This is a genomic window from Halomonas alimentaria (genome assembly GCF_009902005.1).
GTDB classification, from domain to species: Bacteria; Pseudomonadota; Gammaproteobacteria; order Pseudomonadales; family Halomonadaceae; genus Halomonas; species Halomonas alimentaria.
In genome coordinates, this window is record NZ_WUTT01000001.1 from 1 (window position 1) to 11,755 (window position 11,755).

Genomic DNA, 11,755 nt, shown 5'->3' on the forward strand with positions numbered 1-11,755 from the left:
ACTGCTGAGTTCGGCATGGGATCAGGTGGTTCACGCTCGCTATGGTCGTCAGGCGAAAAACGGTGATTCATGCTGACACGACACGTCTCTTGCGTATCCGGCGTCGTGGGTCATCACAGACCCCTTGGGTGTTATATGGTCAAGCCTCACGGGCCACCTCCAGCAATGGTGCGGAATTCAGGTATCAGGATAGACTATATTTATAGTACTTACTTGTGAGACACCACACTAGACTGTGGGCAGTGCATCGCCAGGAGGGCCCGCAATGGATGACGGCAAGGAGATCGCCCTGGAGGCCCGCGGGCTGACGCGGCGCTATCGCATGGGCGAGGTCACCATCCAGGCCCTGCGCGGCGTGGATATGGCCCTCTATCACGGCGAACTGCTGGTACTGCTGGGCGCCTCGGGTTCCGGCAAGTCCACCCTGCTCAATATCCTGGGCGGCCTCGACAGCGCCAGCGAGGGCGAGGTGCGCCATATCGATCGTCACGGCCACGCCCAGGATCTCGGCCGCGCCAGCCAGCGTGAGCTCACCCGCTATCGTCGCCACCATGTCGGCTTCGTGCTCCAGTTCTACAACCTCATCTCGAGCCTCACCGCCCGCGAGAACGTGGCCATCGTCACCGAGATCGCCCGTGACCCCATGCCCCCCGAGACCGCCCTGGCCCTGGTGGGGCTGGCCGAGCGACTCGACCACTTTCCCTCCCAGCTCTCCGGTGGCGAACAGCAGCGAGTGGCCATCGCCCGGGCCGTGGCCAAGCAGCCCGAGCTGCTGCTGTGTGACGAGCCCACCGGCGCCCTGGACTTCCGCACCGGCATACGCGTCCTCGAGGTGCTCGAGACGATCAACCGCGAGACCGGTGCCGCAGTGGCGATCATCACCCACAACGAGGTGATCGGCGAGATGGCCGACCGGGTGATCCGCCTGCGTGACGGCAGGGTCGACGAGATCCAGGCCAATGCCCGTCGCCGCCCCGCCTGCGAGCTGCGCTGGTGAGCCCATGACCCGCACCCTGGACCGCAAGCTGCTGCGCGACCTGTGGCGCCTCAAGGGCCAGGCACTGGCGATCGCGGTGGTGATCGCCGGCGGCGTGATGACCCTGATCCTCGCCGTGACCACCCTGGACGCGCTCTCCGGTGCCCGGGACCGCTTCTACGCCAGTCACCACTTCGCCGAGGTGTTTGCCGACGTGAAGCGCGCCCCGCTCGGCCTGGTCGAGCGCCTTCAGGAGATCGAGGGGGTCAACCTGATCGAGCCCCGGGTGCAGGCCGCCATGCGTCTTTCGCTGGCCGGCTTCCGGGACCCCATCCGCGGCCTGGCACTGTCGATCCCCGACGGTCGCCAGCCACTGCTCAACCGCCTCCACCTGGTCGCCGGCAGCCTGCCCGAAGCGGGCCGCGACGACCAGGCGGTGGTCTCGGACGCCTTCGCCGAGGCCCACGGCCTGGTGCCAGGCGACCGCCTGGAGGCGATCATCAACGGGCGCCGTGTTCCCCTCAGGCTCACGGGCATCGCCCTGAGCCCGGAGCTCCTCTACCAGGTCGCCCCCAGCGACCTGATGCCCGACTATCGACGCTACGCCGTGCTGTGGATGAACCGCCGCGCCCTGGCCAACGCCCACGGCATGCAGGGCGCCTTCAACCGCCTCAGCCTGACCCTGCAGGCCGGCACCCGCCGCGAGGAGGTGATCGATGCCCTGGACCTGGTCCTGGCCCGCTACGGCGGCACCGGTGCCTGGAGCCGGGATGAGCAGCCCTCCCACCGCTTCATCGAGGAGGAACTCGCCCAGCAACGCATCCAGGCCACGGTGCTGCCGGCGATCTTTCTCTCCGTGTCGGCCTTCCTGCTCAACGTGGTGATGGGCCGCCTGATCCAGACCCAGCGCGAGCAGGTCGCCGTGCTCAAGGCCTTCGGCTATCACGACCGTGAACTGGCTCGCCACTTCGCCCTGCTGGCCGGTGCGATCGTGCTGCTCGGCTGGGCGCTCGGGGTGGCGCTCGGCGCCTGGGCCGCGAGCGGCCTGGCCGCCATCTATCGCGACTATTTCCGCTTCCCCGAGATGCCCTTCCGGATACCCGCCTGGGCGCTGCTCCTGTCGCTGGCCATCGTCAGCCTGGCCGCGCTGCTCGGCACCTGGCGGGCGGTGTGGCGAGCGGTACGCCGCCCGCCCGCCGAGGCCATGCGCCCCCCAGCACCGCAACGCTTCCGCCGCACCTGGCTCGAGCGCCTGCTGCCCGGGGCGCTGCTCGGCCATGCGGGGCGTATCGTGCTGCGCAACCTCGGCCGCCATCCCGCCAAGGCGAGCCTCTCGGTCACCGGCATCGCCCTCTCCGTGGCGCTGCTGATGATGGGGGCCTATCAGCTCGATGCGGTAGAGGCGATGATCGACCAGCAGTATCGTCAGGTGCTGCGCATGGACGTGGAGCTGACCTTCAACGAGCCGACATCGACCCGGGCCCTGGGGGAGCTGCGCCATCTGCCGGGCGTGCTGGCGGTGGAGGGCTGGCGCCGGGTCCCGGTAACGCTGATACATGGCCATCGCGAGGAGCGCACCGCCCTGCTGGGCATGCAGGCCAGGCCGCAGCTGCGCCAGGTGCTGGACGCGCAGGATCGCCCCCAACGCCTGCCCGAGGCGGGCATGATGCTGACCCGCTGGCTGGCCGAATCGCTGGACGCCCGGGTAGGTGACACCCTGGAGGTGCAGGTGATGGAGGGCAGGCGCCAGCGCCTGGCGCTCACCCTCACCGCACTGTTGGACGAGCCGCTGGGAGTGGGTGCCTATCTGCCACGCCGACAACTCAACACCCTGCTGGATGAGGGGGCCGCGATCAGCGGGGCCTGGCTGCTGGTGGATGATACCCACCGCGAGGCACTCAATGCGGCCCTCTGGGAGATGCCCGGCGTGGCGGCCATCGGCCTGCTGGATGAGGCCGAACGCGGTATCCGCGACTACCTGGACGAGACGCTGCTGCTGTTCGCGCTGATCTTCGTGGCCATCGCCTCCTCCATCGCCTTCGGCGTGGTCTACAACGATGCCCGCATCGCCCTTGCCGAACGGGCACGGGAGCTGGCCACCCTGCGGGTGCTGGGCTACACCCGAGTGGAGGTAGCCCGCATCCTGCTCGGCGAGATCGCCCTGGTGACGCTGGTCGCCATTCCACCGGGCTGGGCCCTCGGGATCCTCTTCAGCCGGCTGCTCAACCAGGCCTTCAGCAACGACATGTTCCGCATCCCGCTGGTACTCACCCCCCAGGCATTCGGCATCGCCGCCGGTGGCGTGCTGGTGGCATCGCTGCTGGTCGGTATCATGCTGGTACGTCGCCTGAACCGGCTGGACATGGTCAGCTCGCTCAAGGCGTCAGCTTAATCGGGGAGAAACGCGATGAGACCGTCACACCGCTGGATTCGCCGCCTGGCCTGGGGCCTGGCCGCCCTCGGCCTGCTGCTCCTGCTGGCCTGGGCGCTGCGCCCGGCGCCGGTGGCGGTGAGCGTGGCCCGGGTCGAGGTCGCGCCCTTCGTCGAGTCGGTGACCGAGGAGGGGCGCACCCGGCTGCGCAATACCTGGAACGTCTCGGTGCCCATCGCCGGCTACCTGCAGCGGGTGACTCTCGAGGTCGGCGACGCGGTGGAGCGGGGACAGGTCCTGTTTCGCCTGGAACCCAGCCCTGCCCCGGCACTCGATCCACGCTCGCGCCAGCAGGCCGAGGACGCCCTGCATGTCGCCGAGGCGCGGCTGCGCGCGGCCCAGGCCAACCTGGAAACGGCCCGCGCCGAGCGACGCTTCACCGAGGCCGAGTTCGAGCGCTACCAGACGCTGCACCAGCGCAACCTGGTCTCCGGCACCGACCTGGATCAGCGGCGCAGCCAGCGCGACCGCCAGCGTGCCGTGGAGCGCTCCGCCGCCTCCAGCGTTGAGGCGGCTCGCTTCGAGGTAGAGAGCGCCCGGGCCGTCCTGGCGATGGATAGCGGCCAGCGCGGCGACATCGAGCATCCCGAACTCGAGGTGCGCTCGCCCATCGAGGGCACGGTGTTGAACCGCTACCGCTGCTGCGAGGGGAGCGTGGCCGCCGGTGACCCGATACTCGAGCTCGGCAGCCTGGATACCCTGGAGGTGCAGGTGGACCTGCTCTCCATGGACGCGGTCAGGATACGTCCCGGCATGCCGGTGCGCCTCACCGGCTGGGGCGGCGAGGCTCCCCTCGCGGGTCGGGTGCGACGCATAGAGCCCGCCGGCTTCACCCGGGTCTCGGCGCTGGGCGTCGACGAGCAGCGAGTGCCGGTAATCGTGGACTTCGACGCGCAGAGTGCTCCCGCCAAGCTGGGCCTGGGCAGCGGCTTCCGGGTCGATGCCGAATTCCTGATCTGGCAGGCCGATGAGGTGCTGCAGCTGCCTACCAGCGCCCTGTTCCGCGCCGATGGCCAATGGTCGGTGTTCCGCGTCGAGGAGGAACGTGCCCGGCGCGTCGCGGTGACGCCGGGGCGGCGTAGCGGGCTGGTCACCCAGGTGCTGGCAGGCGTGGAGGCCGGGGACCGCGTGATCGTGCACCCCGGTGAGCGGGTCGAGGATGGCATCCGGGTCGCAGTGGCTCCATGACGGCCGGTGGGGTGGCAGCGTGGGGTTGTGACGCCACGGTCACCGGGTATCATTGGGCGCTGCCATCGCCCCGGAGCCGCCCATGACCGCCCCCGTATCCGACCCTTCTCATCCCCTGCTGGTGATCTACACCGGCGGCACCCTGGGCATGCGCGAGACGCCCGAGGGGCTGGCGCCGGGCGGCGATATCGCCGAGCGGCTCGCGCACGCCCTGGAGCAGCTGCCACCCGGGCCTGGTGCCGGTTTGCCACCCTACCGGCTGCTCGCTTTCGACGCGCCCATCGACTCCAGCGCCGCCACCCCCCGCGACTGGTCGCGGCTGGCCGGGGTGATCGCCGCGCGCTACCGCGACCACGCCGGCATCGTGGTGCTCCACGGCACCGACACCCTGGCCTGGAGCGCCGCCAGCCTCGCCTATCAGCTGCAGGGCATCGACCGCCCGGTGGTGCTTACCGGCGCCATGCAGCCCCTGGAAGCGCCCGGCAGTGATGCCGCGGAGAACGTGGCCCTGGCGCTGCGCTTCGCCGCCAACCCGGCGCTTCAGGAGGTCGCCATCGCCTTCGACGGCAGGCTGCTGCGCGGCGCGCGCGCCCGCAAGTGGCATACCCGCGACGCGGCGGCCTTCACCAGCCCCAACTATCCGCTGCTCGGCGAGCGGGTCGGCAGCGATGCCGTGCTCTATCCGGGACGCGGCCTGCAGCGACAGCAGCGCGGCGCGCCACGCTTCGAGCTGCCCGACTACGCCCCCCTGTGCGATGGCGGGGTAGCCCGGATCGCCCTATGGCCCGGCATTACCGCCCGCCAGTTGGCGGCATTGCTGGACGACTCCCACCTCAAGGGGGCCCTGCTCGAGGTATGGGGCGGTGGCAATATCCCCGAGGACCCGGCCCTGCTGGGGGTCCTGGCCAGGGCCAGCGGCGAGGGCAAGCTGCTGGTCGCCATCAGTCAGTGCCCGCATGGCGCCATCAGCCCCGGCGACTACGCCGCCGGCCAGGGTCTCAAGGCGGCCGGGGTGATCTCGGGGGATGCCATGACGCCCGAGGCGGCCCTGGCCAAGCTGGTCCATCTGCTCGCCCAGCCACTCGCCGATGTCGAGCGGCGGCGGCGCTTCCTCTCTCCCCTGGTGGGCGAGCGATTGTAGCGGAAAGCCAAACGTTGACGCCGGTCAGGCAACAGGCGCGCAGAGCGGCTATGGTGGGAAGGGCATTCCCCGCGGTCGCCACTCAGGTACCGCCCCTGGCCAACGCAAGGAGCACCGTCATGGAACACCCTGACCATCCCTTCACCGAACTCTTCGAGCAGCTTGGGCTCGCCTCCGAGCCCGAGGCGATCAAGCGCTTCATCGATCGTCATGCCCCGATCCCGGAGGATATCGCCCTGCCCGACGCCCCCTGCTGGAACGAGGGCCAGGCGGAGTTCCTGCGCGAGGCGATCGAGGAGGATGCCGACTGGGCCGAGGTGGTCGACCATCTCAACACCTCGCTGCGCAAGGGCTGACGCCCTTTCAGGTCCCCCCGCCTCATTCACGAGGGCGTTGATCGGGCGGTCTGAAAGTGCTGGCTGGCGGCATCGCTCATCAAGATTGGCTTCTTCAGCGCGAATGGTCGTTGAGTAATGCCAGAATGCGGCCCCTTTTCCGCTTTCTTATAGCTCTTTAGAATCAATTGCGGCCGTCCAAGCAGACGTGATCGCCGACCCCTGCTCCAGTCGCTCGCTTTCTGATGTTGTGGTGGTCTCGCAGGAGCGTCAGCTCAGTGCGGTCAGCTTCGGCAGCCCCTTCAGCAGCGTCGGCCACCACTTGTCGGCGGCGGCACCCAGATGAACGGTGATTCGCCGAGCGTGCAGCCTCAGCGTGGCGGCGACCTTCAGCACTTGCTCGCGCATCCGGCTGAGGCTCCAGCCTTGGCGGGTCTGCCGCTCCAGCAAGCAGCGCAGGCCATGCAGGACCTGGTAGGCGTAGAGGCTGAGCAGCAGGCTCACCTCGTTGCGCGCCATCACGTCCTGAACGGTGGAGGCGCCGCGATCGGTCGACGAGAGGTGCACGTCGAGCGCCGACTTCACCTCGCCCATGTGCGCCTCGGCGCTGCCGCGCTTGCGGTAGAGCGCCAGGACCTTCTCCGGCGGCCAGTCGAACTTGCCGAGGTTGGTGACCAGGAAGAAGGCATGCAGCAGCAGGTCATCGGGGCGTTCCTGCACCACCAGCACGACGCGACGCGGTGCCGACCAAGAGCCCGCTTGATACTCCAGATCGTGGCTCCACTCGCGAGGCTGCTCGGGTGGCCGGCCTGGTGGCCGCTTCAGGTGCGGTGCCGCCAGCTTCTGCAGGCCCGTGTGGCTGCGCAGCCTGCCCAGGTACTCGATGCCGCGATCTTCCAAGGCCTCCAGCGTCGCGTTGTCAGTGAAACCGGCGTCGATGCGCACCCGTACCTGAGCGCCGGTACTCTCGTTGAGTCGCCGCACCAGATGCGGGATCCAAGTATCGGCGTTCTCAGCCGGGCCAGCGTTGCCCTCGCGCAGGAGCCCACCCACCATGTCGCCGGTCTCGGCCAGCGAGGCGACCAGCGGCGAGTAGATGCGGGCACCGTAAAGTCCGTGAAATGCGGACCCTCCTTGGTGGCCGTGGACTTCGATCGGCAGGCCGTCGATGTCCAGCGTCAGCTGCTTGGGACGCTCGCCGTTCTGCAGCGAGCTCAGGCGCCAGACCACCAGCCGCAGCAGGCCTTCGTGCACGGCATCGATATTGTCGTTGCGCCCGAGGCAGCTCAGCAGCCGCGACAACGTGGCTTGAGACGGCCTGTCTTGGGCCAGGGGCGTCATCCCGCGCGCGTCGCTGCAGGCCAACTGCCAGAGCGGGTCACGGCGCAGCGTGTCGGTATCGCTGAGATCGATCCAGCCCATCGCCCGTTGCAGCACCAGGGTACGCAGCTGGCTGGCCAGCGAGTGGTGGATGCGTAGCGGGTTGCGGAGGTCGACCAGATTGTCTTCCAGCGCCTCGATCACGCCGCTGTTGTCGAGGGCTTCACGCAGCAGCAGAGCGCCACTGTCGCTGGTGGTTCGCTGGCCGCTCAGCTCAACACGGACAGCGCCGTTGCACGAGGGCGTCCAGGTGGATAGGCTTTCACCCATAGCGGATGGCTCTCTTGGTTCAGGTTCTTGGCGGAACACACTGAATTTTCAAGAGAATACCATCCGCTACCTTCGTTTTCAGACCGACCTCATGAATAAGCCGGGGTCCCGGTATCAATGCAACGAGCCCGCCCCTTTTCGAGGGGCGGGCTCGTTGTTGTCTCGGCTGACGGCCGAGCCTTGTGGGCCTAGTAGAGCACGTCGCGGATCACCCGATAGATGACCTCGTTGGCGGCATCGACGAGGATCGCATCGGGGCCGACGCGGCGCCACTCGTAGCCGTCATAGCGCGGCAGGTCGCGCAAGGCACGCTCATCGAAGCGCTTGGCGATCCCCGGAGGCAGCGGCTTGCCGCGCTCCAGGTTCATGCGAATGCCGGGCGACAGACCCGCGCGCTCATCCTCGCGGACCCAGTCGCGGCGTTCGCCGAAGAGGCGACGCAGGTCACGCTCGTCGATGATCGGCCTGTCCCGGTCGCGATAGTCGCGGCGCTCATCGTAATCGCGGCGTTCGCCGTAGTCACGGCGGTCATCGCGGTCGCGACGCTTATCGTAATCGCGGCGCTCGCGGTCACGATAGTCATCGTTACGACGCTCGCGGTAGGACTCCTCGCGACGCTCGCGAGTTTCCCGGGTCTCCTGCTGCTGTTTCTGCTTCTGCTGGCCGGGGGGGCCCTTGCGCTGTTCCTGGCCCTGGCCACGGCCAGGGTTGTCGGCGGGCTGGGCCAGCGCCGGGCCGGCTGCCAGCAGCAGTGCCAGGCCGGATGCGGCCAGGGCCGTGCGCAGATCGATTCCCTTGCTCATGAGAACCTCCGGTTCCATGTGTGGATGACGATAGCCTAGTCCCCAATCATGCAGCCGGCATGGATTCTGCTGTCGCCACCCAGCGACAGCACCGGACAGAAGACCCGCACCGGGGTCAGCCGAGGTCCCGCATCAGCAGCGCAAACTCGATGCGCTCGGGGGCGATCGCCTCACCGGGCACCGGGATGCGCACCACATGGCCGGAACCGGGGGCGGCGCCCACGGATTCACCACGCCGGTTCTCGATATGCTCGAGGGTGAAGCGGCGGTTGCCGCCGGGCAGCATCAGCTCCATGCCATCGCCTACCTCGAAGCGGTTCTTGACGTCGATCTCCAGCACGCCACGGTCGGGGTCGTAGCCGATCACCTCGCCGACGAACTGCTGGTGCACACCCACGGAGTTGCCGCGCTCGTAGTTCTGGTACTCGTCGTGGACATGACGGCGATAGAAGCCCTCCGTATAGCCGCGGTTGGCCAGGTTGTCGAGCTCGTCCATCAAGCGCATGTCGAAGGGACGACCGGCCACGGCGTCGTCGATGGCACGGCGATAGACCTGGGCGGTGCGCGCCACATAGTAGTGGGACTTGGTGCGCCCCTCGATCTTCAGCGAGGTGACACCCATCTCGGTGAGCCTCGGCACGTGCTGGACGGCACGCAGGTCCTTGGAGTTCATGATGTAAGTGCCGTGCTCGTCCTCGAAGATCGGCATCAGCTCGCCGGGGCGGGTGGCATCCTCGATCAGCGCCGAAAGCTCGTCCTGGCCCTCCACGCCGCCGGCGGTGGCGGTGCTGTGGCGAGTGCTGCCGCCTCCGGAGGCGATCAGTCCACCCTGAGCGCCTCCCTCTCCCGGGGTCCACAGACCGCTGGCGGAGTGCGCCGCGGCCGAGTTGGCCGGGACCAGGTCGCCGGTCTCGTCATGGGCCGCGGCCACGGTGTTGTACTGCCAGCGACAGGCGTTGGTGCAGGTGCCCTGGTTGGGATCGCGATGGTTGAAGTAGCCCGACAACAGGCAGCGTCCGGAGTAGGCGATGCACAGCGCGCCGTGGACGAAGGTCTCGATCTCGAGGTCGGGACACTCGGCACGGATCTCGGCGATCTCTTCAAGTGACAGCTCACGCGAGAGGATGATGCGGCTGATGCCCTGCTGTTGCCAGAAACGGGCCGCCGCCCAGTTGACCACATTGGACTGCACCGAGAGGTGGATCACCTGCTCGGGCCAGCGCTCGCGGATCATCATGATCAGGCCCGGGTCGGACATGATCAGCGCATCCGGGCCGGCCTCGATCACCGGCTCCATGTCACGCAGGTAGGTCTTGAGCTTGCTGTTGTGCGGCGCGATGTTCGAGGCTACATAGAACTGCTTGCCCCGCTCATGGGCATAGGCGATGCCCTTGTGCAGGTTGTCGATCTTGAAGTCGTTGTTGCGCACGCGCAGCGAGTAGCGCGGCTGGCCGGCATAGACGGCATCGGCGCCATAGGCGAAGGCGTAGCGCATGTTCTTGAACGTCCCCGCCGGGGAGAGCAGTTCGGGAGCTTGCATGTGGGATCACCGTTGTCAGGACGATGGCGCCCGGGGCGATAGTGCCACGGGTGCAGGGGTGGGAAGGCGAGAAAGTCTAGCAATTGACATCGAATCTGGCCAGAAAGTGGCGACTTGAGTACACTGCGCGGCGCCGGACCGGACCCCGAAACGCCGCGCTGCGGCGCGACAAATTCTCCGACCAGAGAGCCTTCTCATGACACTTTCTGCCTCCCCCTCGACGACGGCCGGCCTCGCCAGCGTGGTGATCTACTCCGGCGGCATGGACTCCTACACCGTGCTGCACCGCGCCCTGCGCGAGGGATACGAGGTCCACGCCCTCTCCTTCGACTACGGCCAGCGTCATGCCCGAGAGCTCGAGGTGGCCGCGCGCGTCTGCCACCACCTGGGCGTATCCCACCAAGTGGTGGATATTCGCGCCATCCATGGGCTGATCGACGCCTCGGCGCTCACCGACGCGCGCCGCGAGCTGCCCGAGGGCGACTACGCCGAGGAGAATCTCACGGCCACGGTGGTGCCCAACCGCAACATGATCCTGCTCTCGCTTGCCATCGCCAAAGCGGTGAACATCGGCGCCGAACGGGTCGACTACGGCGCCCATGGCGGCGACCATGTGCTCTATCCGGATTGCCGGCCCGAGTTCGTCGAAGCGATGAACACCGTGGCGGGCATCGCCAACTTCGAGGCCGTCGAGATCCATACGCCCTACCTGTACGCCAGCAAGGCCGAGATCCTCGCCGACGGCCTGGCCATGGGGCTCGACTACGCCGACACCTGGACCTGCTACCGGGGGGATGAGCTGGCCTGCGGGCGCTGCGGCAGCTGTCGCGAGCGGCTGGCCGCCTTCGCCACCAACGGCGTCGACGATCCCCTGCCCTATGCCGCCCCGGGGCGAGTCACGCCATGAGCCATGACGGTTGTCGGCCCGGCTGTGGCGCCTGCTGCATCGCCCCCTCGATCTCCTCCCCGATTCCCGGCATGCCGAACGGCAAGCCAGCAGGCGTGCGCTGCGTGCAGCTCGACGACGCCAACCTCTGCCGGCTGTTCGGCGATCCGCGCCGTCCGGCGGTCTGCGCCCGCTTCGAGTTCGACAGCGAGCTGTGTGGCAGCCACCGCGACCAGGCACTGGCCCGCATCGCCGCGCTGGAACGGGATACCGGAGAGGGGTAGGAAGGAGGGCGTCAGGCGCTCAGCCCGTAGCGCTGCAGGGTCTGCAACAGCTCCCTGACGCGCTCGGCAGAGAGCTCGTACTCCGCCATCAGCGCCTCGAGACGCTGCTCGAAATCCTCACCAGGCTCGGCCAGTGCGACCTCCACCTCCGCCGCTGCTGGCTGCCTGCTTTCGAGTTCGGCGGGCGGCTCGGCCGCTGGAGAAGAGTCCAGCTCGCGTAGTGCCTCGGCGAAGGCGTCGTCGAGTTCCCGGAACTGGCGCAGTTTATCGCGCTCACCCATGGCTTTGCGTGGAGTCTGCTGTTTCATGCCTGATCGTCGTAAAGCGGGCGAACGGGATGTGCTCGCGGCACCGCCGCCCGGATGGAGAAGCGAGGATTATACCCCTATTCACGCGCGCGGCTAAGGGGCGCCCTTCCTCCTGCCAGGGCTACCGCAGATGGAAAGGCTTTCCCGGCGCCTTTCGCTATCACCCTATGGCTAGCTACGATAGCCCTGTTCCCCCTCCCAGGATTAGCCGGG

The 11,755-nt window shown here is 68.0% G+C and carries 11 protein-coding genes and 1 rRNA gene; 7 read left to right on the top strand and 5 right to left on the bottom strand.

The annotated features are described in order from the left end of the window. A 5S ribosomal RNA gene (gene rrf / locus GRB96_RS15860) occupies positions 1-53 on the bottom strand; the annotation flags it as partial. Positions 54-265: 212 nt separating this feature from the next. On the opposite strand from rrf, the gene GRB96_RS00005 reads away from it, so the two are divergent. The 5 genes from GRB96_RS00005 (at position 266) to GRB96_RS00025 (ending at position 6,092) form a co-directional block, all read left to right on the top strand. Beyond that, positions 266-997: an ABC transporter ATP-binding protein gene (locus tag GRB96_RS00005; RefSeq protein WP_161429869.1), complete on the top strand. Its 732-nt coding sequence runs from the start codon at positions 266-268 to the stop codon at positions 995-997. Positions 998-1,001: 4 nt separating this feature from the next. Then, the gene (locus GRB96_RS00010; RefSeq protein WP_161429870.1) at positions 1,002-3,368 is read left to right on the top strand and encodes an ABC transporter permease; all 2,367 of its coding nucleotides are present in this window, start codon (positions 1,002-1,004) and stop codon (positions 3,366-3,368) included. Between the two features lie 15 nt (positions 3,369-3,383). After that, positions 3,384-4,595, top strand: a complete 1,212-nt coding sequence (locus GRB96_RS00015) for an efflux RND transporter periplasmic adaptor subunit (protein WP_161429871.1) — start codon at positions 3,384-3,386, stop codon at positions 4,593-4,595. Between the two features lie 82 nt (positions 4,596-4,677). Continuing rightward, complete coding sequence (locus GRB96_RS00020; RefSeq protein WP_161429872.1) at positions 4,678-5,736, top strand: asparaginase; 1,059 nt, start codon at positions 4,678-4,680, stop codon at positions 5,734-5,736. A 119-nt stretch (positions 5,737-5,855) separates the two neighbouring features. Continuing rightward, the gene (locus GRB96_RS00025; protein ID WP_161429873.1) at positions 5,856-6,092 is read left to right on the top strand and encodes a DUF2789 domain-containing protein; all 237 of its coding nucleotides are present in this window, start codon (positions 5,856-5,858) and stop codon (positions 6,090-6,092) included. A 249-nt stretch (positions 6,093-6,341) separates the two neighbouring features. Here the strand turns inward: GRB96_RS00025 and GRB96_RS00030 are convergent, their stop codons facing one another. The 3 genes from GRB96_RS00030 to trhP all read right to left on the bottom strand — a co-directional run bounded on the left by GRB96_RS00030 (position 6,342) and on the right by trhP (position 10,064). Then, a complete protein-coding gene (locus GRB96_RS00030) occupies positions 6,342-7,721 on the bottom strand; it encodes an IS1380 family transposase (RefSeq protein ID WP_205743458.1) in 1,380 nt (459 codons plus the stop codon). A 188-nt stretch (positions 7,722-7,909) separates the two neighbouring features. Then, entirely contained in the window at positions 7,910-8,524 is a 615-nt protein-coding gene (locus GRB96_RS00035) for an anti-virulence regulator CigR family protein (RefSeq protein WP_161429875.1), read from the bottom strand. A 115-nt stretch (positions 8,525-8,639) separates the two neighbouring features. Beyond that, positions 8,640-10,064 (bottom strand): prephenate-dependent tRNA uridine(34) hydroxylase TrhP, encoded by a 1,425-nt coding sequence (gene trhP, locus GRB96_RS00040; protein WP_161429876.1) that lies wholly within the window; start codon positions 10,062-10,064, stop codon positions 8,640-8,642. A 196-nt stretch (positions 10,065-10,260) separates the two neighbouring features. Between trhP and queC the strand changes: the two genes are divergently transcribed. Both queC and GRB96_RS00050 read left to right on the top strand, forming a co-directional pair. After that, complete coding sequence (gene queC / locus GRB96_RS00045; RefSeq protein WP_161429877.1) at positions 10,261-10,971, top strand: 7-cyano-7-deazaguanine synthase QueC; 711 nt, start codon at positions 10,261-10,263, stop codon at positions 10,969-10,971. Further along, positions 10,968-11,234 (top strand): YkgJ family cysteine cluster protein, encoded by a 267-nt coding sequence (locus GRB96_RS00050; protein WP_161429878.1) that lies wholly within the window; start codon positions 10,968-10,970, stop codon positions 11,232-11,234. The genes queC and GRB96_RS00050 overlap by 4 nt, the downstream gene beginning before the upstream one ends. A gap of 11 nt (positions 11,235-11,245) precedes the next feature. Here the strand turns inward: GRB96_RS00050 and GRB96_RS00055 are convergent, their stop codons facing one another. Next, positions 11,246-11,542: a hypothetical protein gene (locus GRB96_RS00055; protein WP_240894104.1), complete on the bottom strand. Its 297-nt coding sequence runs from the start codon at positions 11,540-11,542 to the stop codon at positions 11,246-11,248. Between the last annotated feature and the right edge of the window lie 213 nt (positions 11,543-11,755).